The organism is Natrialba sp. SSL1 (assembly GCF_001861355.1).
Taxonomy (GTDB): domain Archaea; phylum Halobacteriota; class Halobacteria; order Halobacteriales; family Natrialbaceae; genus Natrialba.
Map to the genome: position 1 here is coordinate 1 of NZ_MASN01000036.1, position 26,310 is coordinate 26,310.

General features: G+C 61.5%; 25 protein-coding genes and 1 pseudogene. 9 read left to right on the forward strand and 17 right to left on the reverse strand.

Annotated elements, in window-relative coordinates; translation table 11 throughout:
• The 5 genes from BBD46_RS23540 to BBD46_RS13425 all read right to left on the reverse strand — a co-directional run.
• Positions 1-109, reverse strand: a 109-nt coding sequence (locus BBD46_RS23540) for a surface glycoprotein (RefSeq protein WP_216094830.1), incomplete at its 3' end; no start/stop codon positions are given.
• 1,223 nt (positions 110-1,332) lie between these two features.
• Positions 1,333-1,557 (reverse strand): HalOD1 output domain-containing protein, encoded by a 225-nt coding sequence (locus BBD46_RS13410; RefSeq protein WP_084777753.1) that lies wholly within the window; start codon positions 1,555-1,557, stop codon positions 1,333-1,335.
• 684 nt (positions 1,558-2,241) lie between these two features.
• Complete coding sequence (locus tag BBD46_RS13415) at positions 2,242-2,946, reverse strand: energy-coupling factor transporter transmembrane component T family protein (protein WP_071402287.1); 705 nt, start codon at positions 2,944-2,946, stop codon at positions 2,242-2,244.
• A gap of 49 nt (positions 2,947-2,995) precedes the next feature.
• The gene (locus BBD46_RS13420; protein WP_071402288.1) at positions 2,996-3,721 is read right to left on the reverse strand and encodes an energy-coupling factor ABC transporter ATP-binding protein; all 726 of its coding nucleotides are present in this window, start codon (positions 3,719-3,721) and stop codon (positions 2,996-2,998) included.
• An 8-nt stretch (positions 3,722-3,729) separates the two neighbouring features.
• Positions 3,730-4,338 carry a biotin transporter BioY gene (locus tag BBD46_RS13425; RefSeq protein WP_071402210.1) on the reverse strand — a complete coding sequence of 203 codons (609 nt, stop codon included), beginning with the start codon at positions 4,336-4,338 and terminating at the stop codon, positions 3,730-3,732.
• A 651-nt stretch (positions 4,339-4,989) separates the two neighbouring features.
• Here BBD46_RS13425 and BBD46_RS13430 point away from each other — a divergent pair.
• On the forward strand, positions 4,990-9,633 hold the full coding sequence (locus BBD46_RS13430; RefSeq protein ID WP_171908206.1) for a DUF7282 domain-containing protein: 4,644 nt from the start codon (positions 4,990-4,992) through the stop codon (positions 9,631-9,633).
• Here BBD46_RS13430 and BBD46_RS21665 read toward each other — a convergent pair.
• The 5 genes from BBD46_RS21665 to BBD46_RS13450 form a co-directional block, all read right to left on the reverse strand.
• Complete coding sequence (locus tag BBD46_RS21665) at positions 9,607-9,939, reverse strand: DUF4157 domain-containing protein (RefSeq protein WP_084777755.1); 333 nt, start codon at positions 9,937-9,939, stop codon at positions 9,607-9,609. The genes BBD46_RS13430 and BBD46_RS21665 overlap by 27 nt on opposite strands.
• Positions 9,940-10,143 carry a hypothetical protein gene (locus BBD46_RS13435; RefSeq protein WP_071402211.1) on the reverse strand — a complete coding sequence of 68 codons (204 nt, stop codon included), beginning with the start codon at positions 10,141-10,143 and terminating at the stop codon, positions 9,940-9,942. It abuts the gene before it with no gap.
• A gap of 101 nt (positions 10,144-10,244) precedes the next feature.
• Entirely contained in the window at positions 10,245-11,189 is a 945-nt protein-coding gene (locus tag BBD46_RS13440; RefSeq protein WP_071402212.1) for a hypothetical protein, read from the reverse strand.
• Positions 11,189-12,472 carry an eCIS core domain-containing protein gene (locus tag BBD46_RS13445; protein ID WP_071402213.1) on the reverse strand — a complete coding sequence of 428 codons (1,284 nt, stop codon included), beginning with the start codon at positions 12,470-12,472 and terminating at the stop codon, positions 11,189-11,191. Before BBD46_RS13445 ends, BBD46_RS13440 begins: the two co-directional genes overlap by 1 nt.
• Before the next feature lie 385 nt (positions 12,473-12,857).
• Positions 12,858-13,154, reverse strand: a complete 297-nt coding sequence (locus tag BBD46_RS13450) for a DUF7545 family protein (protein WP_071402214.1) — start codon at positions 13,152-13,154, stop codon at positions 12,858-12,860.
• Positions 13,155-13,278: 124 nt separating this feature from the next.
• Between BBD46_RS13450 and BBD46_RS22690 the strand changes: the two genes are divergently transcribed.
• Complete coding sequence (locus BBD46_RS22690) at positions 13,279-13,422, forward strand: DUF7557 family protein (protein ID WP_006652320.1); 144 nt, start codon at positions 13,279-13,281, stop codon at positions 13,420-13,422.
• A 70-nt stretch (positions 13,423-13,492) separates the two neighbouring features.
• Here BBD46_RS22690 and BBD46_RS13455 read toward each other — a convergent pair whose 3' ends face one another.
• The 3 genes from BBD46_RS13455 to tnpA form a co-directional block, all read right to left on the reverse strand.
• The gene (locus BBD46_RS13455) at positions 13,493-13,987 is read right to left on the reverse strand and encodes a DUF5799 family protein (protein WP_071402215.1); all 495 of its coding nucleotides are present in this window, start codon (positions 13,985-13,987) and stop codon (positions 13,493-13,495) included.
• A gap of 106 nt (positions 13,988-14,093) precedes the next feature.
• Entirely contained in the window at positions 14,094-14,594 is a 501-nt protein-coding gene (locus BBD46_RS13460) for a gamma carbonic anhydrase family protein (protein WP_071402216.1), read from the reverse strand.
• A gap of 508 nt (positions 14,595-15,102) precedes the next feature.
• Positions 15,103-15,501, reverse strand: coding sequence for an IS200/IS605 family transposase (gene tnpA / locus BBD46_RS13465; protein ID WP_071402217.1), 399 nt, complete (start codon positions 15,499-15,501; stop codon positions 15,103-15,105).
• 53 nt (positions 15,502-15,554) lie between these two features.
• Between tnpA and BBD46_RS21670 the strand changes: the two genes are divergently transcribed.
• Together BBD46_RS21670 and BBD46_RS13470 are read left to right on the forward strand one after the other, a co-directional pair.
• A complete protein-coding gene (locus BBD46_RS21670) occupies positions 15,555-15,710 on the forward strand; it encodes a DUF2080 family transposase-associated protein (RefSeq protein WP_084777756.1) in 156 nt (51 codons plus the stop codon).
• Positions 15,707-17,037: pseudogene (locus BBD46_RS13470) on the forward strand (RNA-guided endonuclease TnpB family protein). Before BBD46_RS21670 ends, BBD46_RS13470 begins: the two are co-directional and overlap by 4 nt.
• An 80-nt stretch (positions 17,038-17,117) precedes the next feature.
• Here BBD46_RS13470 and BBD46_RS13475 read toward each other — a convergent pair.
• Positions 17,118-17,486, reverse strand: coding sequence for a DUF3006 family protein (locus BBD46_RS13475; RefSeq protein ID WP_071402219.1), 369 nt, complete (start codon positions 17,484-17,486; stop codon positions 17,118-17,120).
• Positions 17,483-18,709 carry a ComEC/Rec2 family competence protein gene (locus tag BBD46_RS13480; RefSeq protein WP_071402220.1) on the reverse strand — a complete coding sequence of 409 codons (1,227 nt, stop codon included), beginning with the start codon at positions 18,707-18,709 and terminating at the stop codon, positions 17,483-17,485. The genes BBD46_RS13475 and BBD46_RS13480 overlap by 4 nt, the downstream gene beginning before the upstream one ends.
• 203 nt (positions 18,710-18,912) lie before the next feature.
• Here BBD46_RS13480 and BBD46_RS13485 point away from each other — a divergent pair, with 203 nt between their 5' ends.
• The gene (locus tag BBD46_RS13485) at positions 18,913-20,067 is read left to right on the forward strand and encodes an amidohydrolase family protein (protein WP_084777757.1); all 1,155 of its coding nucleotides are present in this window, start codon (positions 18,913-18,915) and stop codon (positions 20,065-20,067) included.
• Positions 20,068-20,169: 102 nt separating this feature from the next.
• On the opposite strand, the gene BBD46_RS13490 is transcribed toward BBD46_RS13485, so the two are convergent.
• Together BBD46_RS13490 and BBD46_RS13495 are read right to left on the reverse strand one after the other, a co-directional pair.
• Positions 20,170-20,565, reverse strand: coding sequence for an OsmC family protein (locus BBD46_RS13490; protein ID WP_071402291.1), 396 nt, complete (start codon positions 20,563-20,565; stop codon positions 20,170-20,172).
• 131 nt (positions 20,566-20,696) lie between these two features.
• Entirely contained in the window at positions 20,697-21,404 is a 708-nt protein-coding gene (locus tag BBD46_RS13495) for a metal-dependent hydrolase (RefSeq protein WP_071402221.1), read from the reverse strand.
• A 359-nt stretch (positions 21,405-21,763) separates the two neighbouring features.
• Between BBD46_RS13495 and BBD46_RS13500 the strand changes: the two genes are divergently transcribed.
• From BBD46_RS13500 to BBD46_RS13515, 4 genes are all read left to right on the forward strand, one after another.
• Positions 21,764-22,027 carry a hypothetical protein gene (locus tag BBD46_RS13500; RefSeq protein WP_071402222.1) on the forward strand — a complete coding sequence of 88 codons (264 nt, stop codon included), beginning with the start codon at positions 21,764-21,766 and terminating at the stop codon, positions 22,025-22,027.
• A 188-nt stretch (positions 22,028-22,215) separates the two neighbouring features.
• Complete coding sequence (locus BBD46_RS13505; RefSeq protein ID WP_071402223.1) at positions 22,216-24,411, forward strand: DHH family phosphoesterase; 2,196 nt, start codon at positions 22,216-22,218, stop codon at positions 24,409-24,411.
• Between the two features lie 199 nt (positions 24,412-24,610).
• On the forward strand, positions 24,611-25,240 hold the full coding sequence (locus BBD46_RS13510; RefSeq protein ID WP_071402224.1) for an SHOCT domain-containing protein: 630 nt from the start codon (positions 24,611-24,613) through the stop codon (positions 25,238-25,240).
• A 229-nt stretch (positions 25,241-25,469) separates the two neighbouring features.
• Positions 25,470-26,159 (forward strand): helix-turn-helix domain-containing protein, encoded by a 690-nt coding sequence (locus BBD46_RS13515; protein ID WP_071402225.1) that lies wholly within the window; start codon positions 25,470-25,472, stop codon positions 26,157-26,159.
• Positions 26,160-26,310 lie beyond the last annotated feature (151 nt).

Consider the following 26,310-nt stretch of genomic DNA (forward strand, 5'->3'; position numbering starts at 1 on the left):
CCGCGACACCGCCTGCGAACGAGGCGGACATGGCGACAACGGAAAGGACCATAAGTGCGGCCAGGAACACTGCGCGTCCCTTTTCGCGGAAGTTCGTTTCGTTTGTCATGTTATGTTGTCTGTTGTTTGGTCGTATAGCTATTCTTGGGGCGGACCACCACAGCGGCCGATCACGCGATCCATACGATCACGTGATTGGAGACCTGTGATGGACTCCCGGTGTAGGGGTATCTGGTTCGTTTTGGGTTGTCTGTAATAAGTCTTCTAGTTTGATACCGGATTCGCGAAACCAAGAGAGTCCACACCACATGGCAAGTCAGTGGACGTTACAACCGTTCAACGCAACATATTAGTGAATCCACAGTGGAAGACCAGCTGTGGGTTGACCCACAGCACATGCACGCGTACTTACGCGGAATGTATATCACGTTGTCTTGTAGAAGCCGCGATGCGGGGAACGAGGCAGCACCCGGGTAGGGACTGAGTGCTTTTTATCCTCCCCCGCCGGGGCTTTTCGAAGTGAACTGCACTCTCGAAGTGAGACACATCTCCCGCGTTCCGCTACTCTGCTTTCCGAATTATTACCACGAAAATCGATTCCGAACTCGGTGCCACTCGGTGAATGCCTCTGACAAACCGGCCCTACTGGAGGGCCGGGGGGCAGATGATGGATCAGGAATCTATCCATCGAATGGCTGTCTGTGGGTGTGCAAGGGACTGGCCTGTGAACAGGCCCGGTCGTTTGTGAACGACCGATGGTGGATGTAATCCCCCGCAGTTGCCCATTTGTCCGATAACCCGTAAGTGTATCGATGAGATTGGTAATCTTCTATAGAATCGCCTTCGAAATAGAACTGTATACAAAAAGAAGAATTATATTAGATGAATACTAGTTTTCCCTATTATTGATGGATATTATTTTTGCGGTTAGTGAGTTGACGTATGTGCATACTACCTGATATACTGGCGAGGTGTCAAGGATTGTTGTTGTCATCAACGGCCGTCTGACGAGACAACTCCCTACTGTCCGATATTTTCGGACGGAGATACACGGTTGTGACTGTCTCTAGGACGTGTTATAAACCCTTCAGTTGCAGCAGTTCTCTTACTGCACTGCTGACAATCACATTCTCTGTGCACGGTTCAAAACTCGCTTGGACCGGTGAAGGGCTCACGGACGGCCGCGAATAGTAATGCAGTAGTAGTGAGGATCTGACATGGTGATAGACAAAGTGTACTCCTGTGGATTTACATGCCTCTCAAGACTATTGAGGTCAAAGTGGACAAAGATTATAATTCCACAGCTGTTGAGGTTACTGTCTTTCGTTGGCCTTAGAGAACAGTCACCTCTCGATCTTCAACGAGTATCTCATAACCACAATACTCAAATTTAACAGCAATACCCTTTGATTCCGCAAGTCTAGTAAGGGCATCCACATCAATTGAGTCGCTTAAAGGCGGTAAATCGGCAATATTGCGAGTCTCTTTCTCACCAATTTCTTCTAAGATACTGAACAGGAGTTGGGTTTCCATAGATAGATTGTCTGAACTTTCCATATGGTGGCCTGACTAACTAGTCAGTTAATGGTTTTGGACAATATCGGAAATGAATAATAACAATTACTTATGGTTGTGATGGTAGTAGGTAAACTCCGAAATCACCCCTAACCTACTAGACCTACTTCTCACGAAGGCAATCAAGTTATGTTTGTTTAGACAATAAATTTGACCAGTATACTGCACCGATGGTGAGTGGTAGTCACCATCAGACAACTCCGTTGTATCTTTCATGTAAAAATCCCCACGGTAGTAGTTGAGTACCGCCGTTGGCCGATATTTCCACCCACTCTATAATATATTTGGTGAGAAATTGGTGAACGTTTGCTCTTGTATTGAACTGTCATCCGGTGTTTCATATCTGGACTCCGTATTCGGGTTCTGGCTTTTGAAATTAAACCGTTGGGAACACATTCACGGATCTCGTCAGACGAACGTCTGCCAAAGGATTATTAGTAATCACCAATAACAACTACCTGCCCATCCAGACGAATTCGTCTGGCGGCATTCCATCCCCCATCCGCTGTCACTCCATCCCCCATCCAGTGAGACACGCGGTTGGATTCGAAATCTGCGAGAGAGACAACCCACTCTCGCGTCTCCCCCCTTCTGCTCCCGTCCAGTGTGTTGTCCGTGACCCGGTTTGGCTAGCAGTCATCTCGGGCGCTCAACCAGGCGACACCATCAGAGCAGTGCCGACACTGCGAGTACGATTGCAATTCCAAGTGCGGGCGCGTCGAGCCGCGAAAACGACAGCCGCGGCAGCGTCGGATTCCAGGCGAAACACCGCGCCTGGAGGGCGAGCGACAGCCGATCCGCCCGGTCGAACGCGCGCTCGAGTCCGAGCAGTGCGATCGTCCCGGCGCGCTCGTGGGTTGCTCGCTCGGTTCCCAGTCGGGCCGCCATCGCGTCGCTGATCGTCTTCACGTCTGCACGAAGGACCGGCAGGAACCGGAAGACCAGCGCGACGCCGATGCCGAGCAACTGTCCCGGTTTTCCGGGAATCGTCCGCTGAATCGCCGCTCGCGAGTCCCGGACCCGCGTCGAACGAACGTAGGCCGCGCTGACGAGTAAGATGAGGAGCACGCGAGAGCTCGCGAGCAGCGAGTCCACACCAGCGGAGAGATCGACCCACGGCGGCCCGAGTGTGATGGACGCCAGCAGGGGTGCACCGCCGAGGAACACGAACGCGAAGCGATACGCGTAGAGCGTCTGCAAGAGTCGCACACGAGCAGTTGCCAGAATCGCGAGCGTGATCAGCGTGAGCACGGCGAGTGCGCGCGGAGCGGTATGCGAGAGCGCCGTCGCTGCGAACCCGATCTGGATCGCGAGCTTCGAGCGCGGATCGAGTCGGTGGGCGAGCGTATCGTCTGGTTCGTAGGTGAGCATGTAGCGGTGGGGATTTGTACTCGTCTCGTGCCGGTACCGTCCGCCAGCCTCAGTCTGCGGGCTGCCGGCGAACCGAATCCGGAACCGCAATCGGCAGCTCTGAAAACGCCTCGAGTGCACGCGCTGGCGCGTCGTCCACGACGACCCGTCCGTCCTGCATCGCGATCAACCGGTCTGCAAGTTCGCAGACGTCGCGCAGGTCGTGCGTTGCGAGACAGATGCCCGTCCCCGAGTCGGAGAGTGACGCGAGTCGGTCGAGTACCGAGCGACGAGCAGGGGCGTCGAGGCCGGTAAAGGGTTCGTCGAGGACGAGGTGTACAGGGTTCATCGCGAGCGCGCCCGCGATGGCGACGCGAGCCTGCTCCCCGCCGGAGAGCGTGTCGATTCGCTCGTCCGTTCGGCCCTCGAGATTCACGGCTGCCAGCGCATCCGTCACGCGCTGGTCGATCTCGTCGCGGTCGAGTCCGAGGTTTTCGGGCCCGAAGGCGACGTCGGCACCGACCGTGGCGGCGACGAACTGATCCCGCGGGTGCTGGAAGACCATGCCGACCCGCGAGCGGGCGGCGATCAGGTTCTCCGAAACGGGTGTCCCATCGACCCGAACGGTGCCGCTGTCGGGCGAGAGCAGTCCGTTGGAGTGGCGCAACAGCGTGGTCTTACCGCTCCCGTTGGCCCCCGCGAGGACGACGAACTCACCGTCGTCGATCGTCAGCGAGAGGTCTTCGAGTACCGGCACCTCGTCGAACCCGTAGGTAACATCGTCGAATTCGATCATCGACTCGGTCACCGACCAGACTGGTGTTCCGGGGTCGGCAGCCGGCCACTTCTGACGATTGCGACCGCCGCGATGATCTTCAGAATCTCACCTGGAATGTACGGAACGACGGCAGCAGTGATCGCCTGCCACGCGGTCAACTCGAGTAGCATCGCCATGTAGGCAGACCCCATCCCGTAGATGAGTGTGGTGCCGGCGACGAGGGCGGCGACGACGAGCGGGAGCGAGGCGGTAGCGGGGTCACGAAGCCCGTGGCTGCGGTAGTCGCGGTGGACGAGGAGTCCGATCAGGGCTGCGGCGAGGGGGTACGACCAGAGGTAGCCGCCGCTCTGGCCGAACAGGATGCCGATTCCGCTCCCGAAGTTGGCGAAGATCGGGACACCGATTGCGCCGGCGGTGAGGTAGAGAATCATCGAAAATGATCCCCAAACCGGCCCGAGGATGAGGCCGGCGAGGAAGACGAACAGCACCTGGAGGGTGATCGGTGGTGATGGGCCCGGGATCGGGATGGCGATCTGTGCGGCCGCGCCGAGCAAGACGGTGAGCAGCGCCGCGCGAGCGAACTGGCTCGCGACGGTGGCGTCGACGAGCTCGACCTGTCGCTGGTCTGTTTCCATGCCAGCCGCTCGTTCGTAAACCGTGATCAAAACTTCGGTTTCCGAAGTGTGTGTTCGGTGGACAGCGTGGTCGACCCACCGACTGAACGGACAACGCGCTGACGAAATCGATCATCACCGGCCGAACGTGTGTCGAAATGAACCGCTTCCTGTCGGCGCTGGTGATCGTTCACACCCGGTTGTGACGGGCCACCTCGAAGCCCGGTCGGCGGGTCATTGTGGGTCAGTAGATCTCGCGTTCTGCCCGTCGTAACAGGTGATTGTGTCAGCACGAGCAGCGAAACGAGCGGCGCGCTTATGCGCCGATTCGGACGGGTGTCGAAAACGAATGGGAGTTAGTATCACGGATGGGGTGAGGAGGGGGTATTGGATCCGAAGTCGGTCCGTCTGGCAGCCACTGGCGCGTAGAGACGGAGAGCGGATACCGGTGGCTGGTGGCGCGCCCGATCCTCGCGGTTGCGTTGCGAGGGGGGCTGACAGTAGTCCTACCGGCACTGGCACTAGCACTGGCTGTGCCGCCAACACTACCACAGACCGTGCCATCGACGCTACCGCTGGCTGTGTCGCCGATACTATCACAGCCCGTGCCAGTGCCACCAATACTACCGCTGGCTGTGTCTACAACCGGGGTCGCCGCGACGGTGGTCGGCGATGACTCGCCGCCACCGACTGGGACCACGCACACGCGGCGCACTCATTGTCGCGCTCGTCGCCGGCGTGCTCGTCACGAGCCTGATTGCACTGCCGCTGCTCAACGGCGGCCTCTCGGGGCTCGGTGACGACTCGACACAGTCGAACCAGTACGGCGAGCAAACAGAGGCGTCACCGCCGGTTGCAGCCGCCGGTGAGACGGGAATGGCTACTCCTGGTGAAATGGGAGCGAACACCGCGCCGCTCGCGCCACTCGAGTACCCGTCTCCAGTCCAAGTCCGATCACCAGCCCCCGCCCAGGCCGATGCGGCGGCGGGGGGTGAAGGTGTGACGGACGGTGCGGCGATGGGTGATACAGAGACAAACGCTGAGTCGCCAGCGCAGGCACAGGCACAGACGCTCCAGGAGCACGAGGACGCGGTCGAAGCGGGCGTCGACCAGGGGATCGAACTCGTGCAGGCCCAGGGCGTCGAGGTGAGTCAGGAACAGCGTGCGGCCGCGGTCGAGGCGGCTAGCGAGTCGGCCGCACAGCATCAGGAAGCCGAGGTTGAACAGGTGCAGGAGGCGACGGCAGGAGCGGTTCACGGGACGCTCATCCAGGAGCAGCGCGTGAACGTGACCCAGATCCAGCACGCCGTCGGTGGCGCGACTGACGGCGCGCTCGCCCAGCACCAGACGGCGACCGCGAGCCAACTCCAGAGTGCGACCTGGGGTGCGACCCACGGTGCGATTGCCCAGGAACAGCGCGTTACCGTCGAACAGTTGCAGGTCGCCACCTTCGGCGCGGCAGCGGGTGCGGCGAGTGAGGCCGCCGAGTACGAGGTCGACGAGCAGCCAAAGATTCAGGAGGCAGCCCAGGGTGCGGCCTACGGCGTCCTGACGCAGTACCAGAAGCTCACTGCCGAACAGCGCCAGACGGTCACGATCGAGCACGTCCAGCACGCGGCCGCGGGTGCCGCCTCGGGTGCACTCGAGGGCAGCTCGGAGCTAGCACTCGAGCAGGAACAGCAGATCGACATCGAGATGGAGCAGCGCCAGGCGGTGACGATCAAGGAGATCCAGACCGCCGCGAAGGGGGCGGCGAAGGGCGCGCTGGTGCAGAAGCAGACGGTGACCGTCGAACAGACCCAGTCCGCGGCGTGGGGAGCGAGCGCGGGTGCGCTCAAACAGGTCCAGTCGGTCCACGTCGAGCAGGTCCAGCAGATTACGACGCCGAAGATCGAGGAGGCCGCGAAAGGGGCGGCGACGGGAGCGATCACGCAGTCCCAGGAGGCGACCGTCGAGCAGATTCAGGCGGCGGCTGACGGCGGCGCGCAGGGTGTGCTCGTCCAGCGCCAGGACGTGTCGGTCACGCAGATCCAGTCGGCCGCGACGGGTGCATCGAAGGGGGCAGTCGCGTCGGCGATCCAGTACCAGGTCGTCGAAATCGAGCAGATTCAGTCCGTCGCGTTCGGCGCTGGCGAGGGCGCGGTGATCCAGAAGCAGGTCGTCGACATCACGCAGGTCCAGCACCTCGCGATGGGCAGCGCAGAGGGCGCGCTCGCCCAACATCAGGAGGCAACCGTTACCCAGCTTCAGGTCGCAGCGTCGACCGCGAGCCAGGAGACCGCGCGGGCGATCCAGTACCAGCGGATCAGCGTCACGCAGCTTCAACTGTTGACCGCAGAGACCGCGGCCGACGCGACGGGGTACGCCGTCGACCAGGGTATCGACGACGGCGCACAGCTCGTCCAGTACGTCGAAATCGAACTCGTCCAGCGCATCGAACTGATCGACGAACTCGAGGGCACCGCCTCGCTCTCGTTCCCCGATCAGAACACGACCGGCGAGACGGTCGAGATAGCGAGCGTCGACCTCTCCGAAGGCGGCTTCGTCGCGGTCTACGACGATACGACCGCGGCGCTCGATCCCGAGGACGTGATCGGCGTCTCCGGCTACCTCGAGCCCGGCGAGCACGGAGACGTGGAAATCGAACTCGAGGAGCCCCTCGAAGACGACCGCTCGCTCGTCGCGGCGGTCCACCACGATACGACCGACGACGAGACGTTCCGGTACGTCGAACGCGACGGCGGCGACGACGAGCCGTACGTCACGGAAGGCGGCGCACCGGTGCTCGACATGGCCTTCGTCACGGTCGACCCCGACGAGCCTGACGAGCCCGAGGCCGACCTCTCGGTGAGCGACCAGAGCGGCGACGGCGAAACGCTTGTAGTCGACGAGGCCTCCGCTACCGTCGACTACGTCGTGAGCGCCGTCTACGACGACCAGCGGGTCGACAGCGACACAATCGAGGCCGGCGAGACTGTCTCAGAACTCGAACTCGATCTCGACCCGCCGATCGAGTCTGACGGACCGGTCTCAGTCGCGGTCCACGCCGCGGCGGACGACGAAGTGCTCGCGAGCGACACCATCGAGTACACGCTCGATGACCCGTTCGATCCCGACTCGACGCTCAGCGTCAGCGACCAGACCGGCGACGGCACCAGCGTCACCATCGACGAAGCCAACGCCTCCGTCGAGTACGCGCTCACCGTGACCGATGGCGACGGCGACGGTGACGGCGACCAGCTCACCGAAACCGAGCCGTTCGCCGCCGGCGAGGGTATCGAAAACGAATCGATCGACCTCGAGACGCCACTCGCAGAGAACGCGCTCCTCGATGTCTCACTCGTCGCCACCGAGGAAAACCAGACGCTCGAGACGGCGTCACTCGAGTACACCGTCGACGAGGAGTTCCAGGTCGAGTTCGTGGGCTGTACGCGCGCGGAGGTAACGGGCTCGTTCGAAGAGGGTGAAACAGTCGCCGCGAGCACGGGCTTCTACGACGGTGCCGGCTTCGGCAATACGATCATCGAAGACTTCGTGACGGTCGGTGATCAGGTCGAGGCACCGTTCACAGGGACGATCGTCTTCGAGATCGGTGCGGAGGACGACTTCGAGGGGGTCGAAGATGGTGAGGGCACCATCACAGTCGGTGTGCCGGATTACGGCACGTTCGGGACCTACATCTCCGGCATCAGCTCGGACGAGGCGATTCCGTTCGCCAGTATCGACCATCCGAATCCGCAGGGTCAGGAGTGCAACGAGGACGCACGGCCCGACGAGCCGTCGATCTCCGTTGCGGAGACGGAGCCGGGTGAGCCCACTGGCGACGACGGCGAGTGGGCGTGGGGCGAGGACACCATCGACGTGACGTTCAGCTCCGAGAATCCGAACGAAGAAGCACTGCCCGGCGTGAGCGAGTTCGTCGCGGGAACGACCGAGGACGAACCAATTGGCGGGCTCGAGCCCGGCAACCAGACGTTCACCGTCGAGTGGACGCCCGTAGACGAGGACGAGCAGCTCGTCTGGGAGTTCGGCCTCGTTCCGTTCGGCTACGAGGAGGCGCTGATCGCCGAGACGGATCCCGCTGGCGAAGTCGTCGACATCCCCGAGCCGGACGACCCTGCCACTTTCGAGGTCGACATCACCGACACCAACTCGCCGGTCACACAGGGTGACGCCCTCGAGGTCGAGGCGTTCGTCGAAAACGTCGGCGACGAACCCGGCGAACAGGAGATTCAACTCGCACTCGACGACACCGCAGTCGACACGGAGACACTCGAACTCGGCACGAACCCGACCGAGACGATCACGCTCGAAGCGGACACCACCGAGTTCGAGCCCGGCGAGTACACCGCGACGGTCGAAAGCGAGAACGACACCGACGAGACGCCGGTCACGATCGAGGAGCCAGCCGATCCCGCCGAGTTCGCCGTCGAAATCACCGGTACGAACTCGCCCGTCGAACAGGGCGACGAACTCGAGGTCGAGGCGCTTATCGAGAACGTCGGCGACGAGGCCGGCGAGCAGGCACTCGAGTTCACCCTCGGCGAAACGGTGGTCGACTCGGAGGCAGTGGCACTCGAGTCCGGCGCGAGCGAGACGGTTGCGTTCAGTACGCCGACCGACGAGTTGGCACCCGGCGAGTACACGGCGGTAGTCGCGAGCGAGAACGAGAGCGACGAGACGATCGTGACGGTGACCGAGCCGGCAGCCGCGGAGTTCTCGCTGGTCGATGTCTCAGCGCCACCCACTGACGTGGCCGGCCAGCAGACGACCGTCGTCGCGACGATTATGAATACGGGCGACGACGGTGGCACGCAGACGGTCACGTACAGCGTGGACGGATCAGTGATCGAAGAGCGAACCATTTCGCTCGAGCCGGGTGACACGACGGTCGAGCAGTTCACGCCGACGGTGCCGGAGGGCGAGTCGACGCATACGATTGCAACCGAGGATGCGGAGCAGACGGTGACGATCGAGGGGCTTGCAGTGCTCCCGGATGAAGCGCCAGACGAGGAGTCCCCCGAGGAGGAGCAGCCAGACGAAACGCCGGACGAACCGGAACCTGACGGCGACTCACCGGATAACGGCTCGCCGAGCGAAGAGACACCCACGGAGTCGCCAGTGAACGGAGACCAGACCGGCGATCAAGATCAGAACGGAGCCGAGACTGACGGAGCTGACAGCGAGGGAGACACCGGTGACGTCACTGCTGACGAAGACGGTGACCTCGCTGGCGATGGACCCGACGATGTCGATGAAGACGACGGAACCGCAGACTCAAATGCCGCCTCAGTTGCCGAATTTGGACTGCTGTAGCGGTGACAGCGTGACAGTAGACTGTTCTGTTGAATAGCAATCAGTCACTGCGTCAGTCCGTTGATGTACACTGGGAACACCCGTTCGCGAGCAGGAACTACCCTTCCCCTGACTGGGATCGTACTCCCCCGGATGAAATGAATACGAGATCGTTTCCACAGTAAAGACCTTCGCGTCGATGGCGTCGGCGGTTTCGGCGGTCTTCGAGGCAGTGTGGATGCGTACAGCTGAGAAATCCGCGTTCATCTGGTTCTCCATCGTCCGCTGGATCGACCGCTCGAGGGGCAGACCGCCGTTCCCGAGCACCTAGTTGGGCTCCTCGTCTTGGGTGGTGTCGGTGCGGTCCAGTGCCCGCTTGATGTGGTTCTCCTGGCCAAAAACGCCGCCGTCGTCTCGGTTAGGCACGAGGTCGTGGGGATCGTAGGCGAGTTTCGAGCCGTGTAGACTCGTCTGGACCTCACGACCACCGGAGTACCGAACCCCGGGTTCGGTCCGCTGGCGTGAGATCACCTCTCGCACTGATTTGGGTACGACCGCAACTCTCGCCCGCGGGGGATTTTGGTTCAATCTGTCGCAAGAAGACACCATGGATCGGTCACTGGAAAACCGGCTTACGAACGGGTCGGACGCCAGTTCGATGGTGATTCGGAGAAGAGATAGTACGTGTCGTACATGTCGTTAATCTGTTTCTTAACGGTCCCTCGATACGTACCAAAGCCCTGGTGCTGGAACGCTTTCGGCGACCCTTCGCCCATCATCAGGAATCGATCGCGAACCTGTGCGCTCAGATTCGTCACCAGCAGGAGTTTGAACAGGTCGAACTGCTCGAGATTCAACGGCGGGAGTTCAATCCGCGCATCCGGTTCTCGATCCAACGGTGCGTCTGGCTCCGTCGTTTGCTCGGAAAATCCGTCAGTGTGAAGGGTGTGCATTTTAGAGACGGCTTCGAGTTCAAACGACGGCAGTTTGGTCTCCAATCGGTCCTCGTGATCGAACAGAGAGAGTATCTGGTGCTCGAGGTCGTCCGATTCGTCGAAGACTGCGCCCAGATCTGTTCGGATCTCCGTCGCGAGGTCGTTGTACTGCTCGGCCAGCGGCGGGTCGACAGCAAGTGGATCGGGTGAGAGATAGAGGTCTTTGCGGTAGACGAACACGTCGTCTGAACGGGCGTCCTCGAACGGCAGTTCAAGCGCCGAATCGTCGGAGTGGCTCTCGAGTTGGCTCTCGAGGTCGCCAAAGTGTTCCTCGACAGCGTCGCCAGAGAGTGCCGACACCGCAATCATCGCCGCGACCAAACAGTCCGGATTCTCGTGGCGCGGCATCGTCTCGTAGCCCCGCTCGCGGTAGACGTGCCACTTGGCGTACCGGCGTGCCTGCCGGATGTGCTCATTTTCTTCCTGCGTGCGATCGTTCGGGTGGTCTGGGTAATCGGGTGCTTGGTGGTATACGATTTCTCCGTTATCCTTCGAGAACGATATTTCGTGTTTCACTCCAACATTGTCAATAACATCAACACCTACACCGTCATCATTTTCACCAATGATTTCACCTCGCATCAGTCACCACCTCTGACGCCAGTTGGGTCGTCACCCTCATTGATGAGATAACCATCCTCTTCGAGTTCTTTGGTGAGCTTCTTAAATCGTTCTTCGATATCGCCATCTAAGCTCCCAAACCGATTTTTGAGGCCTGCAATACCGAGTCCAGTGGCTAGCCCTGCAAGCGGACTGAGCACCACTCCCAACACCGTCGAGCCTACAGGCGTCCCGTAGTCGACCCATTCGCCGGTGTCGATACCCTGTTGGAGTTTCTGGCGCTGGTCGTCAGTCAGCGCGACATCCTCGAGTCTGTCCTCCAATTTCTCGTTGAGTTGTTGCAATTGGTCTCCGACTTCGTGTTCGATTCTGTCGACCAGCCCTTGGACTGTGCTCTGGTCGTCGACGGCATCTCTGGCCGACTCCGCTTCTGCGTAGAACTCGTTGATAATCTCTTTGAGGTAGGCAATGCGATTTGCGTTCTGGTTCTGGCGGAAGTCACTGATCCCGTCCTCGTCTTCGTTTTCGAGTTCCAGCATTGCCAGCGTCTCCAGCGCATCGCCTTTTGCTGCCCGCTGGATGTGGACGTCGGTTCCTAATCGATTGACAGTCAGTGGCTCCTCGCCAGACAATGCCTCCTTGGCAGCCTGATCTGCCGCGCGCTCTAACTGCGGATCCGGATCGATCTCGAGATCGGCCCCTTCCTGAGGCATCATGCTGATCGTCGCACCGCCATTCTGCTGTTTGACGTGCGCCAGCTCGTGGGCCAACAGATGCTGGCCCTCCGGACTTTCAGTATCGTACTCACCGGCGTTGAACACGATATCGTTCCCGCACGTGAACGCCTTCGCGTCGATCGCCTCCGCTGCCTGCGAGGCATTCCCGCCCGTGTGAACCCGCACGTTCGAGAAGTCCGCGTCCATGCGCTCCTCGAGTGCCCGTTGAATCGGGCCGTCTAACGGCTCCCCTCCCTGGCCGAGCACGTCGAGGACAGTGTTGGGTACCTCGTCCCGCGTGGTGTCGGTGCCCTCGAGTGCACGTTGAATCTGCGCGTCCGGACCAGTCGGGAGTGGTTCGAAGTCGGGCGTGTTCGACCCGGCCATCGCATCGAACCCCTCTGGTTGGCCGGTTAGGGCGTTGATATCGTTGCCGATCCCCTGATCGACTACCGCGGTTCCGGTCAGTGGGCCGCCCGTCTTCGATCGAGTCGAACTCGAGGAGTGACGCTTTGTCTGTGACTCCGATTCAGACTCGTCGGCGTCGGTCGACTTCAATGCTCGTTTGCGTGTCCGCTTCCGTCCCATCTACCGACTCACCGCGTTTGTGGTCGTGAGTTCCCGGCGTTGAGAACCAGTCCAGCGACTCATTTTGTTAGAATTGAATTCAATGGTGCTTAATAGTTACTCAGGAGATTTTGGAATAGAAGTCTGCACCTCGGCTGAGGACTGGGGCCACATACGCCGTTTACTCGAGTACACCCACAGCTACAGCAAGCCAGTACCAAGGGTCGGACAGTGGCGAATCTATCTCGACAGCGGTTTCTCCAGAGAATGCAGGGTGAACGCTCGGGATCGTTCGGAGAACGGTTCGTCTCTGCGGAACAGCATCACATCCGGTCTGCTGAAACGGTTTAGCGGAGTAACCGCGAGTCGTCCAAGGTACTCCGGAAATGACTTCCAGCAGTCCGTCTCAGTGCTGGTGACCGGTCGCCTCGCCGAACGTGACGCCGAAGCGCTCCTCGAAGAGATCCATGATGCGCGCTTCCTGCGCCTCGAGGTCCTCGTCGGACTCCTGACCGTGGTGGACGATGTGATGAGCGCGGCTGGCGAGAGAAAGCAGCGTCACGTCGCCGACGGTTTCGGCTGCGGTCTGGTCGCCCTCGGCGACGAGGTCGAGGAGGCCGGTCGGAACCGTTACCTCGTCCGTGGTGTCGTCGTCGGCGTTGATCGAGATGGTCGTCGTTTCGACGTCGTTGGAATCTGCCATACCACTACGGTCGTGGAGCGTGCCTAAAGGTGCTGTGGGTTTCGGTGCCGTCTGAGGGGCCGACACGACTATCCGACCGCTAGCCGCCCGCGAGCTTTTATCCCTCAATGTTGTGTGTATACACATGCCACAGATAGAGCTAGACGAGGAAACGATCGAACGACTCGACGGCATTCGCATCGAAGACGAGTCCTACGACGAACTGGTGATGGAACTGATCAACATCTACGAGGCCAGCGAGTTGACGCTGTTTCACGCGGGCGATTGAGCGTTGGTACTCACCGTCCGACAGTTGGGAGAAGCAACGGTCTGGGACAGACCGTCCCGTCGTGACCCGGTCAGTTCGCTGCGTCAGCCTCGTCGTCGGCCGTCTCGGCCGCAGCAGCCTCACGAACCGACTCCCAGCGACCGCTCGACTCGAGATGCGTCTGTAACTCGTCCGCGTACTCCTGAGTGAGCTGTTCAGCCGCCTCGCGCTGTTCCTCGTGGTCGTTTCCACCGCCACCCATGCCGAGTGCGCCCTTGATGGAGTCGACGAGGCCGCCGGAGCCGCCGGAACCCGAACTACCGCCTGCGCCGCCCGCACCCCCCATCGCACCCATGCCCGCGTCGACGTTCTCGAGTTCGGGGATGATCTGCTCGAGTTTCGACGTATCTGCGACCAGTTGCGCCTGCTCCGGTTCGTCGGCGTCTTCGATCTTGAACTCCGTCGCAGTCATGATCAGACTCCACTGCTGGTTCGAGAACTGCGAACTCGCGACTCGCGAGGAGAACTCCTGATCGACGGTCATCCGCTCGCCGACGATCTGGTCCGTCCACGATGACTTGCTCATGCGCGTGGCTTCGGCTGGTGGCTGTATCAGCGTTTCCCTCGTTGTCCCTCGAAACGCCCCCAAAAACTCTCGACGGGCGCACTCAAGTTCGATCCCTACCAGCCATTCACTCGAGTCGGGTCGACGTCTCGGCGTGACGCTGCGAGAGTTCGACGTACCGATCTGCGGTTCCCGCGAGGCGCGCGTCGTCGATTTCGGTCTTGGGCTCCGCAGGTGTGCCGACGACCAGCGTCGAGGGTGGGACCTCCGTTCCCTCGGTGACGACGCTGCCGGCGGCGACGACAGCTCCCTCGCCGATGTGAGCGCCGTCGAGGACCACCGCGTTCATGCCGACCAGCGCGCCCTCGGCGACGGTGGCGTTGTGGACGATGGCGCTGTGACCGACCGTCGCGCCGGACTCGAGCGTCGCGTGCTCGTGGAGGACGGCGTTGTCCTGGACGTTGGCTCGCTCGCCGACGACGATCGTGCCGTGATCGCCGCGGAGGGTGGTGTTCGGCCAGACGCTTGCCTCGGATTCGATTCGGACGTCGCCGATGACGACGGCGGCGTTATCGACGTACGCGGAGTCGGCGACCTGGGGTTCGGTTCCGTCGAACGACCGTAACATGGCTGGTGCTGTCTCGCGAGCGGTATTGAATGTGTCTTCCTCTCACGGTCTCCAACACAATTTGGCACTACGGCTAATACACAAGCGCCGGAATGTGTGAGTACAGCGGGCGAGTTGGCTTCCCCGGCCGGCGTTCCGCTGACGTGTCATCCACCATCCGACTCCACCATCCACATCACATCCACCCCTACCCACCGGGTCCACTTCCACCCACCCCACCCACCCCACTTTCAGCCATCCACTGGAACCAGGGTGTTCCCCCACTGCACCCGACGGTTCCACTCCACTTCCACCCCACCACCCACCTTTCCACCCCGGCACCGCTCACCACTGCGGTGAGCGGGCTTTTCGATTCAGCGTGATAGCTCTCTGTGAGAGCTACTGCCCCGTTCGAACTGACACCACTGAGCGCCGCTCTCAGCAAAACGCCGCTCCCTCGGAACAACACTCTCTACAGAGAAAACAAGGCGAGTGCCTCGGGGCTTGACCCCGAGGGTGAAGCCGACACTTAGACGTGTTCTGTCCGCTCGATGTACCGCTCAATCGTTTCTGTTGAGACTGTTCCTGCCGTTCCGATGTAGTACGACTGTTCCCAGAATCCACCACCCCACAGATACTCCTCCAAGAACGACTCGTGCTGTTCCCACATCTCCCGCGCCGTGATGCTCTTGACAGTTCGTACAATCTCGCTCGGGGCGTGCTTCGGATGAGCTGACAAGAACAGGTGTACGTGGTCGGGTGAGATGTGGAGCGACAGTATCTCGTAATCGTACTCGTCGCACACGTTGCGAAAACCCGCTTCCAGCGAATCCTCGATGGGTTCGAGAATCGAGTGGCGGTATTTCGGACACCACACGAAGTGGTAGTTGACGTTGTACACCGTGTGATTCGACCGCTTCTCGCCCATATCGAACCCACTCCACCAACACAGTTAAGTATATCCAAAATATATACATTGGTGTGGTGAATCGCTTTGAAATCGACGGCGAGGAAGTTCTCGACGGTGAGGTCAAACCGTTCGGGAACAGTGCCCACGTCACCGTTCCTAAACGCTGGCGTGGGGCCGACGTGAAAGTCGTCCGAACCTCAGAACCCGCCAAACAAGACGAAGAATGACAGGCTCACAGGCTCTCGTCAAGACTCTGGACTTCCAACTCAACATCCAGAGTGACAACAAGAGCCTGTTGTACGACGCCACGCTCGAAGCCCGACGAGTGTACAACGAAACCATCCGTCTCGCCAAAGAAGGTGTGGACTGGAATACGATTCCCGACCGCGTGGCAGACGACGCCAACCTTGTGAAGAACACGACTCAGCGCGTTGTCGCCAAGGCTCTCGGAGCGATGAAGAACTACTACGAGTACGACGACTTCGGGCTCCCGAGCCACACCAAGGACGGTGCGTACCCGCTTCGTGCGAACTACGAGGAGGGGTACAATTTGTCGCTCACCGACGATGGCAACGTGGCGTTCCGAATCAGCGCGAAACCGTACAACCACGTCAAGGGCGTCCTCGAAGGGAGTGACGCTCACCTCGATATTCTCAAGACTGCACTCGAAAGTGACGAGTGGAAGATTGGGACGGCGGAGGCCCTGTTCCATAACGACACTCCTGAGTTGCACGTCAACGTCACCAACACCGAACAAACAGTTCGGGACAAGCAGGACTCACGGACGGTTGTCGGCGTGGACGTGAATGAGGACAACGTGGCTCTCACCGCACTCTCCGAGGATGGCGTCGAGGACTCGTTGGTCATCGACTTCCCCGAAATCAAGTTCGAGCGCCACCGCTACTTCACGATGCGGAAGCGCGTGCAGAACGCCGGGAAAGACAGCATCCACGACACGTTGGAAGGGCGCGAAGAACGGTTTGTCCGCGACCGACTCCACAAGGTATCTCGGCACATCGTGGAGTGGAGCCAACAGTTCGAGAAGCCGTGCATCGTCTTTGAAGACCTCAAAGAGATGCGCGACAGTATCGACTACGGCACGCGAATGAACCGACGCTTGCACCACCTCCCGTTCCGCGCCCTACAGTTCTATACGTCGTACAAGGCGTCGTTCGAGGGCATCCCGACCTCGTGGATTGCCCCTGCGTACACGAGCCAGCGGTGTCCGATGTGCGGACATACGGAACGTGCGAACCGTCACAAGAAGCGGTTCAAGTGCAAAGACTGTGGGCATCAAGACCACAGCGACCGTGGTGCAAGCGTTAACATCGCCGTAAAAGGCGTGAAGAAACTCGATTGGAATGTGCCTGCTCTCAACAGCCTTCCCGTTGTTAGGAAGGTGCGACGTTCACAAGAGCGAAGCTCTTGTGCAGCCCGCAAAGTCGCGTAGCGACTTTGAGACGGCAGGCATCGGGGGCTGTGGACGCCCCGACCGTGACCCGCCCGACCGTTCGAGGCTATCAGGCCGATGATCGGATGGGAGTGTCCGACTAAACCACGGGAAGCCTCGGGGCTTGACCCCGAGGCAGTTCACGAAACACCACTCCCAGTGACAACAATTCGCTCTCGCTCCGTTACTGATCCGACAACCGCTCTGACAACTCGTCGAATCGATCCTGTGCCGTTTCGCGTCGCGCTTCCGTCTCGTCCGGTCGGTACGCGAGCGTCTCGAGTGCAGTCACCTCGCCGTCGTCGTCTCGCTCGACGGTCGCCTCGAAGACGGCTCCGTCGTGTCGGCCGTCAGCCGGCACGCGCTCGACGGCGAGTTGTATCTCGTCGCTGAGTCCGCGCTGTGTCTCTTCCCCGGTACCCGCCGTCGCCTCGTCATCGGTACGCTGCTCCTCGCCGTCGTGATCGTCCTCGAGTAGCAACACCGCTGTCTCTCCGTCGACGATTCGATCGAGCACCGCAGTCACTGTCGTCGATGATGTGTCTGCTGTCATGGGTATCCTGCTAGTGTGTCTGCACCTCCTACTGTTGCGTCTGCACCTGCCGTCGGCCCTCCTGGCTGTCCTACCTCAGCCAGATCCGTGTCCAGCCCCACGTCCAGTAGAGACGGAACACCGGGAGTCGAAGCGAGCGACGGCGATGATTGCGCAGTCTCCTCGGCTTCATCTTCATCTTCATCTTCATTTTCGTCTACATCCTCGCTCGCCTCGTGCTTCAACTCGAGTAGGGCCGCCGGATCAGTCGGTGCGTCGGCCGCGGTCGAGACGGAGATGTCCTCGCCGTCAGTCGTCATCACGATATCGCCGTGGGCCGCCGTCCAGTACGTCTCAATCTCGCGTTCGTCGAACGACTCGAGTACCTCGTCGTGTGGATGGCCGTACTGGGACTCGAGTGCACTCGAGATGACCGCAATCTCGGGTTCGACGGCGTCGAGGAACGGCGGGGTCGACGAGGTCGTCGAGCCGTGGTGGCCGGCCTGGTAGACCGTCGACGGCAGGTGGTCGGTCTGTTCGTCGACGAGGCGTTCCTCGGCATCTGCCTCGGCGTCGCCGGTGGTCAGATAGGAGAAGTCGCCGAACTCGACGGCGAGCGTGACGCTGTTGTAGTGGAGGTCGCTACCGGAGTCGCCTGCAGGCGGGCTGAGGAACGTGGCAGTGACGCCCTCGGTTTCGTTCGCAGTCTCGCTTTCCGCCTCACCAAGCGGTAGTTCGTCACCCTCGGCGACTTCGAACAGCGTCACGTCGTACTCCTCGATCGCGTCGAGGTAGTTGTCGTACGTCTGGCTCGTGTGCGCGACACCCGAATCGTAGGCTGCGCCGACGCCCTCGCCGTTCTCCTCGACGTGCTCGATGACGGCCGCGTGGCCGCCGATGTGATCGGCGTGGGCGTGCGTCGCGATCAGGTGGTCGATCCGGTCGATCCCCTGCGAGTCGAGATAGTCGATGACTTGCTGGCCGTCGGGACGCCAGTCGCCGGTGTCGATCAGAATCGTCTCACCGCCGGGCGTAACGAGCAAAGTCGCGTCTGCCTGCCCCACGTCGATGTGGTGTAACTCGAGTTCGCCGTCGGTATCAACGTCGGAACCATTCCCCTCGGAATCGTCAGCGTTCGTCCCGACGTCGAGACCGGCCCCACAGCCGGCGAGGGCCACCATTCCGACGACCGCGACGATCAGGAGCGCTCGCTTCACGAGAGAGACGATGGGGGACAGCGGCATGCATGTTCGGATTTCGGGGGTCAGTAGCACCAGGCTACCGACCGAAACATGACTCTATAGTTACTCGAGTGGGGGACAGACGAGGGCGAGCAGACGCGAGTACTGCGACGACACGAGCGGGCGTTGCCGCCTCATTCTCGGATGACAGGTAGGAAGCCGTTACGCTCGTCACTGATTTACACCGGAATGTGGAACCGCGGGACATGCACCCTGCGTCTTCACCCTCTGGCGATTCCGGTCCATCCTCCTGCAACTCCGAATCTGCCGGATCGAACGCTGGCGGCTCCAGGCGCTCGGAGTCGGCCGCAACGCGGCGCCGATACCTCGAGCTCACTGCGGGCGCCGGTTTCTTCGCAACCGTCGCCGGCTGCGCGTCTACCACCCCCGACGGATCGGCGGCGGAATCCCAACAATCGGAACCGACCGACAGGACGCCGGACGAGCCGGAGACAACCGAGGACGATATGGGGGCCGACGAAGATGAGACGGAGACTGACGAAGACGATCCCGACGCCATGGACGACATCCCGCTGTTCGACGCGCACACGCACGTGATCCCGGCGGAAGCTCGAGGTCACGACCCGCTCTTCGCCGACGACCTCGTCGACTGGATGGATACCCACGGCGTCGACCGTGCGGTCGTCCTCGCGTTCGATTCTCCCGAGGGCTACCCGGTCCAGGCGCCGAGCTGGTGGGTGCTCGACGAAGTCGAGGCGTATCCGGACCGACTCGTTCCCTTCTGTTCGGTCGATCCGCGCACCCTGGTTTACGGGGAGGACACCGCCGACGAACTCCTCGAGCGCTACATCGACCGCGGGGCGCGCGGGTTTGGCGAACTGAAAGTCGGAATGGATATCGACGACGAGCGCCTCGGGACGCTCTACGAACGCTGCGCTGACCACGACTTGCCGATCCTCTTTCACACCGATCGGCAGTCGTTGACAGACGAGGTCGGTCTCCCGCGACTCGAGAGCGTGCTGGCCTCGTATCCGGAGGTCGACTTCGTCGCTCACGCCAACGGCTGGTGGTCGCACATGGCTGCGGACGTGGAGCCGGGTGACCTCGGCAGGATTCCGGAGGGGGCGATCGAGTCCCGCGGCCGCGTCTGGGAACTGCTCGCGGAGTACGACAACATCTACGGCGATATCTCGACACTAGGGGGGTGGAACGCGCTCACCCGCGACGAATCGCTCGGACAGGAGTTTCTCGAGTCCCACCACGACCGGCTCGTGTTCGGGACTGACTACCTCTTCCCCGGTCAGGACGTCCCGCACTTCGACCTGTTCGCCCGGTTCGAACTCGATCTCGAGGCGTGGGCGAACATCCGCCATCGAAATATAGAACGTCTGCTTCGGTGACTCAACGGTCGGTCGAGACTGTTATCGATCGCCGAACGTGACGACCGCGGTCACGCACGCATCGAAGCGAGCAACGCAGAACGCGCCGCACAGTTTAACGCCTCAGAAGGCGCCGCCCTCGATACTCGCGTCCGCGTGCAGACTATCCTTCAGCGCATCGTGGACCTTACACAGCTCAAATGCGCGCTCGATAATCTCCTCGCCCGTCTCGTCGTCTATGTCTTCTTCAACCTGGATGTCGAACGAGATGGACTCGAGTTTGTCGTCGTCGTTGAGTTCTCCATCGGTGTCTATCCGAATCTTGCCGAGGTCGTCAGCGCCGCGCTGTTGCCCGCCAACGCGCAGCGCGGGCACGTAGCACGAGCCGTACGCTGCGAGCAGCGTCTCGAGTGTGTCCGGTCCCTCCTCGCCGTTCGAGTCGATCGTCGTCTCGAAATCGCGGATCTCGTTGGTCGCGCTGAACCCCTCTTCGGAGATAGTGGTCGCCTGTTTCGACATGGCAGTCGTGACGACCACAGCCGGTGCTGTAAACGTTGTTCACGGGAGCAAAAGCGTCCGGGATGGTGATACGAGTCCGTGACCCACCCGGCCGCGACGTTGTGGGACCACCCCAGAGCGGCTGTCGTCGCTCAGGACTCGAGTGTGAACGGTTCGTCTGCGGCGAGCGTGTGCACGTCGGCATCGCTCACGTCGCTCGCGAAGTCGTCGGGATCCTGTTCGATCGGCGGGAACGTATCGTAGTGCTGTGGGAACGCGTGGTCCGCGCCGGTCCAATCGACGGCAACGGCTGCCTGTGTCGGCCCCATCGTGAAGTGATCGCCGATCGGGACGATGGCCGCGTCCGGTTCCAGAATGTCGCCGATGACGTCGCGCATCTCCGAATGCAACGCGGTGTCGCCGGCGTTGTAGAGCGTCGTCGACGCTGCGTCGGTTGGCTCGCCGTCCGAAATCACGAAGCCGGCGGGCATCCCGGCGCTCGTGTCGTTCTCGGTCATGATACCGTTCGTGTGGTCCGCGCGGACCATCGTGACGAAGGCGTTACCGCATTCGACGGTGCCACCGAGGTTCATCCCCATGCCGCCGACGGCGTCCTCGAAGCCGAACTCCGCCTCACAGTAGGAAACGAGTTCGGGCGTCGCGACGAGCGTCGCCTCGGAAAACTCGCCCGCGTGGGCGATGTGATCTGCGTGCCCGTGCGTGAGCAGGACGTAGTCGGGCGTCTCGACGTCCGACGGGTCGAGGTCCGTCTTCGGGTTGTCGAAGAACGGGTCGATCAACAGGTCGGTGTCGCCGACGGTGACGTGCCAGGTCGAGTGGCCGTGCCAGGTGAGTTCCATAGCCATACCACTCGAACTGTTCGTCGTGTAGGACTTAAAATTGGGTGCGACCGACGCGTTTGCGGGAATCGGTGTAAGTGAACACGTGGTGGTAGCCAGGAGATGAGACCCTCTCTTACTCGTCTGTCTCCCCCGACGGCGAGCCGTCGGCCACTAGTCTGCGTTCCGAGCAGACAAGCGTTCCGTCCGGGGAATAAACGATCCTCACTATTTATTCAGCTGCTCTCAAACATATCGACTACCGTCTGCACGCTGACACACCGTGCAACGGTCTGGCCCTCGTTGACCCGGGGTCCGATGCGGTCGACGCCACGCCGCGAATGCCGTGGCGTTTTTTATCCGGCGTCCGTACGAGGCGTATGCTCGCACTGACTCTCGAGGAGTTCATGCTCGAGTTGAACGACGGCGCGATCAAGAACATCGGTCCGAACAACAAGGAGGCGACCGTCAAACTGTTCGACGTCGACGGCGCTGAGGCCCGTGAGTTCGGGGACAAACGCGTCAAACTCGTCTTCGACGACGAGGACGGTAACGAGGTACAGGTCTCGCTGTTCCCGGAAGACGTAGAGAAACTCGTCGGAGACATCGAGGACCTTCAGGAAAACTCCGCAGTGTTCGAGTAACGGCACCACTCCCTGTTTCCGGAGCCTATCGCCAACGACCAGCTACTGTGCCCCCCTCGGGCGAGGGCTAGCAAGCTACAACCGGTCGTGACCGGTCCTACCGTCGCGTTTCCCGGACCGTCTCGGACTGTGACAACCCGAACGCATTTCGACAACCGTTTTAGGACGAAACTGCTTGCTAGGGGTAGATGGGTAATTGTATCATCTGCGGCATACCCGTTGACGGCGAAATCTGCGAGAGCCACGAGGAGGACGCAGTCTTCGAATTCGAGGGCACGTCCGCCTCGCAGCTCTCCCCCGGCCGATACTACCGGGGCACCGTCGACGGCTACGCCGATTTCGGTGTCTTCATCGACATCGGATCACACGTTACAGGCCTGTTGCACAGAAGCGAACTCGACCAACGACTCGAAAGTCTCGACTGGGATGCCGGGGACGACGTCTACGTCCAGGTGCTCGACGTTCGAGACAACGGCAACGTCGACCTCGGATGGTCGATCCGTCAGCGCGAACGCGAGTTCCGCGGCAAGCTAATCGAGACGGCAAACGACGAGTTCCGTCCCGAAGAGTACGGTGAGGACGGATCTGACGACGATTCGTCGTCGGATGCTGGTTCTGATACTGAATCCGGCTCCGGCTCCGACGACAGTTCCAGCGCAGACACCAGCGCAGACACCATCGATTCCGCCGCCAACGAATCAGGCGATTCGAGCGGCAGCCAGCCGTCACCCGACGCACCGGATGCATCGGACACGACCGAAGCCGTCGCGAACGGCAGCGGTTCCGTCGCAACCGAGTCCGCGTCGACTGCTACGTCTGCCGGCGCTACAGAAACAGACGCAAGCGCTGACACTGCCGCCGACGCCGACGAGGAGCCCGCACTCAAGCGCACCACCGTCGACGCTATCGAAAACCAGGTCGGCAGCGTCGTCCGACTCGAGGGCGAGATCACCGGCGTCCGCCAGACCAGCGGCCCCACCGTCTTCGAACTGCGCGACGAGACCGGCACCGTCGAGTGCGCCGCATTCGAGGAAGCCGGCGTCCGCGCCTACCCCGATGTCGATGTCGACGGCGTCGTCGCAATCGAGGGCGAGGTTGAGCGCCACTACGGCGACTTGCAGGTCGAGACCGAAACGCTCGACCAGCTCGAAGACGAGGAGCGCCAGACCGTTGTCGACCGACTCGAGAACGCACTCGAGCGCGAGGCGAGCCCTGACGACGCATCGCTGCTCGCCGAGCACGACGCCGTGGCCGCCGTCGAGGACGGCCTCGTCGACGCCGCGACCGCGATCCGCCGTGCCGTCATGGAAGCACGACCGGTCGTCGTCCGTCACGGCGCGACCGCGGACGGCTACGTCGCTGGCGCTGCCATCGAGCGCGCCGTGCTCCCGCTGATCCGCGAGAAGCACACCCGCGACGACGCCGAGTACCACTACTTCGAGCGCCGACCACTCGACGGCCGCGTCTACGACATGGACGCCGCAACCGACGACGTGACCTCGATGCTCGAGGCACGCGAGCGCCACGGCGAGCAACTACCGCTCGTCGTCCTCGTCGACGCCGGCTCGACCGCCGAGTCCGTCGACGGCTACGACCTGCTCTCGCTGTACGACGCCGACGCACTCGTCGTCGACGACAGCAACGCCGACGAGGAGGTTGTCGACGCAGTCTCCGTCGCCGTCGCACCGTCGCTCGCCGGCGAGGACGTTTCGGACGTTACGTCGACCGCGCTCTCGGCGAACATCGCCGCGCTGGTCAACGACGATGTCCGCGGGGACGTCGAACACCTCCCGGCAATCAGCTACTGGGAGGACACCCCCGAGGCCTACACCGACCTCGCGACCGAGGCCGGCTTCGACGAGACGGCGCTCTCGGAGCGCCGCGAAGCCGTCGCACTCGAGTCCTACTACCAGTCCTACAAGGACAAGCGCGAGCTTATCGCCGACCTGCTGTTCGATCACGACGGCGACCTCGCAGCCCACGTCTCCGAGCAGTTCCGCTCGAAGCTCGACACCGGACTCGAGACGGCACGGGAGAACCTGACGACCGAATCCGTCGACGGGAACACCGTCGCCGTGCTCGACACGGCGGCGTTCACCCACCGCTACAACTTCCCGACGACGACGCTCCTGCTCGATGCGCTGCACCGACGCGAGCGCGAGGACGACTCGTTCGTTACCATCGGCCTCGGTGACGACGAACTGCACGTCCGCGCGACCGAGTCGCTGAACGTTCGCGACCTTGGCGACGCGATCGCCGAGGCAGTCCCCGACGCCGGCGTGCAGGTCGTTGGCGGCCAGGACGGTCACGTCGAGTTCCTCCCCGGCGAGCGCGACGCCGTGCGCCAGGCCGCACTCGAGGCGCTCGACGACACGCTCGCATAGAGCTCTCGCGGCGCGACACAACGCAGCCTCGTTCTCCGACCACCCTGATACTAGATACCCGATTCCGAAGTGGCAACGCTGAGAACTGCCCAGTTTCGGCATGATCCCACACAGCGGTCACGGACCGAAACCGAAGCCCATCGGGCATGTGAGTGCAGAAACAGCTTTCTGGTCGGGAGCATAAACTGTACACCAACCGATGGCCGACGACGCCGTCACCCGTCTGCGAGAACACGTCGTCGAAGTGGTGACGCTGGGGCTTACCGGGCTCTGGTTGTTCGGACTGTTTATCGGTGCGTCGTGGTGGCTTCCCGTGTTGCTCGTGAGCTACACTGCCGTGATTCCGATCGTCGCGCTGCTGTTCGGCGACGACGAGGATCGCGCAGAGTGGTGGGACGAGTCGACAGCGGAGGAGTCAGCGAGGGTCGACAGCACGACAGACCCGACACCGGAAGCTTCTCAGTCCTCACGTCACTCCGCAGCTCATCACTCCGAACCACACACCCACACGACCGCCAGCAACGACACCACCAGCGACACATCGGCCGGCGACGCACTCGAGACACTCCGCCAGCGATACGCCGCCGGCAAACTCACCGACGCCCAGTTCGAGGCAAAACTCGAGCGGCTACTCGAGACGGAGACGATCGAAGCGGCAGACCAATGGCGTAAAGAGCCCAGTAGTGATGGGAGCTACGTGACTGAGGAGCGTCGGCGGTCTGCCGATACTGGGGATGGCCACCGCGACCGCGGTCACGACCACGGCCGCGACCGCAAGCACAATCGCGACACGGAGTGGGAGCAAGAGCGCGAACACAACCGGACGTAGCCACCTACCAGACAGTCCAGTGGGGTGCAGTCGAGTTTCTGATTCTGACTTTCTGGCAGCCGTTTACCCAGCTTCCTGACTACCCGACTACCAGACCTCATGGCTACCGGCTCCCCGAATGCCAGACAATCCCACACCCCAACCAGCCACCCAACCCCTGAGAACACGACTACCCACATCGTTGACAGCCACCCCGCTCACTTATCCTCGGCCGTCTGTTTTGTCACCCATGAGCGTCATCGCCGAGTTCACGATTCCCGCCGACGCCTTCGCTCTCGGAGACACGTTCGACCGCATCGGCGAGGCGACCATCGAGGTCGAGCGACTCGCAACCCACAGCCGCGAGTGGATCATGCCCTTCCTCTGGGTCTCCGACTGTGACATCGATGCGATGGCTGCTGCACTCGAGTCCGACTCGAGCGTCCAGGAGTTTGACCTCCTCGACCAGGAGGGAGCTGTCGGCTATCTCAACATCCACTGGGCCGAACCAGTCCAGCAACTGGTCGACGAAATCGTCAACCAACACGGAATTATGCAGGAGGCACAGGCGACCGACGGTCGCTGGTTTCTCAAACTCAAATTCGTAAATCAGACCGCAGTCAAGGCGTTCCAGCGCTACTTCCAGGAGAAAGAGTACACCTTCGAACTCCAGCGCATCTACGACGGCACCGCTCCGAGAGAACGCGAGTACGACCTGACGAAAGAACAACGCGAGGCACTCGTCGTCGGACTCGATCTGGGCTACTTCGCCGTCCCTCGAGACGCCCAGATTGGCGACCTGGCCGACGAACTCGGCATTTCGACGAACGCCGTCTCACAGCGACTGCGCCGCGCGACGGCGAATCTCACGCAGAATACGCTGGTCGTCTCGGGAGAGCGTGCAGAGACGGCGTCCGTTGAGAGTGATGAGCAAGAGTGAGAGGGAGGGGTGGGATGGCAACCGATACCGGAGGGCTGCGTGGTCTGGCCCGTCCTGACGAACGGAGACGGAGCCGCGAAGTCAGAGCCGACGTGATATAAAGAGACTCACGTTCAAAGGGATAGCCGGATGCCCGTCCAGGCCCCCGCTG

Coding starts and splice junctions, on each gene's coding strand:
- BBD46_RS13415 (WP_071402287.1), bottom strand. CDS start 2,946: ATGCTCACCTACGAACCAGACGATACGCTCGCCCACCGACTCGATCCG.
- BBD46_RS22690 (WP_006652320.1), top strand. CDS start 13,279: ATGCCACAGATAGAGCTAGACGAGGAAACGATCGAACGACTCGACGGC.
- BBD46_RS13450 (WP_071402214.1), bottom strand. CDS start 13,154: ATGGCAGATTCCAACGACGTCGAAACGACGACCATCTCGATCAACGCC.
- BBD46_RS13510 (WP_071402224.1), top strand. CDS start 24,611: ATGGCCGACGACGCCGTCACCCGTCTGCGAGAACACGTCGTCGAAGTG.
- tnpA (WP_071402217.1), bottom strand. CDS start 15,501: ATGGGCGAGAAGCGGTCGAATCACACGGTGTACAACGTCAACTACCAC.
- BBD46_RS13440 (WP_071402212.1), bottom strand. CDS start 11,189: ATGCGAGGTGAAATCATTGGTGAAAATGATGACGGTGTAGGTGTTGAT.
- BBD46_RS13495 (WP_071402221.1), bottom strand. CDS start 21,404: ATGGAACTCACCTGGCACGGCCACTCGACCTGGCACGTCACCGTCGGC.
- BBD46_RS13500 (WP_071402222.1), top strand. CDS start 21,764: ATGCTCGCACTGACTCTCGAGGAGTTCATGCTCGAGTTGAACGACGGC.
- BBD46_RS13460 (WP_071402216.1), bottom strand. CDS start 14,594: ATGTTACGGTCGTTCGACGGAACCGAACCCCAGGTCGCCGACTCCGCG.
- BBD46_RS13505 (WP_071402223.1), top strand. CDS start 22,216: ATGGGTAATTGTATCATCTGCGGCATACCCGTTGACGGCGAAATCTGC.
- BBD46_RS13445 (WP_071402213.1), bottom strand. CDS start 12,472: ATGGGACGGAAGCGGACACGCAAACGAGCATTGAAGTCGACCGACGCC.
- BBD46_RS13485 (WP_084777757.1), top strand. CDS start 18,913: ATGCACCCTGCGTCTTCACCCTCTGGCGATTCCGGTCCATCCTCCTGC.
- BBD46_RS13490 (WP_071402291.1), bottom strand. CDS start 20,565: ATGTCGAAACAGGCGACCACTATCTCCGAAGAGGGGTTCAGCGCGACC.
- BBD46_RS13475 (WP_071402219.1), bottom strand. CDS start 17,486: ATGACAGCAGACACATCATCGACGACAGTGACTGCGGTGCTCGATCGA.
- BBD46_RS13410 (WP_084777753.1), bottom strand. CDS start 1,557: ATGGAAAGTTCAGACAATCTATCTATGGAAACCCAACTCCTGTTCAGT.
- BBD46_RS13420 (WP_071402288.1), bottom strand. CDS start 3,721: ATGATCGAATTCGACGATGTTACCTACGGGTTCGACGAGGTGCCGGTA.
- BBD46_RS13425 (WP_071402210.1), bottom strand. CDS start 4,338: ATGGAAACAGACCAGCGACAGGTCGAGCTCGTCGACGCCACCGTCGCG.
- BBD46_RS13455 (WP_071402215.1), bottom strand. CDS start 13,987: ATGAGCAAGTCATCGTGGACGGACCAGATCGTCGGCGAGCGGATGACC.
- BBD46_RS13515 (WP_071402225.1), top strand. CDS start 25,470: ATGAGCGTCATCGCCGAGTTCACGATTCCCGCCGACGCCTTCGCTCTC.
- BBD46_RS13430 (WP_171908206.1), top strand. CDS start 4,990: ATGACTCGCCGCCACCGACTGGGACCACGCACACGCGGCGCACTCATT.
- BBD46_RS13480 (WP_071402220.1), bottom strand. CDS start 18,709: ATGCCGCTGTCCCCCATCGTCTCTCTCGTGAAGCGAGCGCTCCTGATC.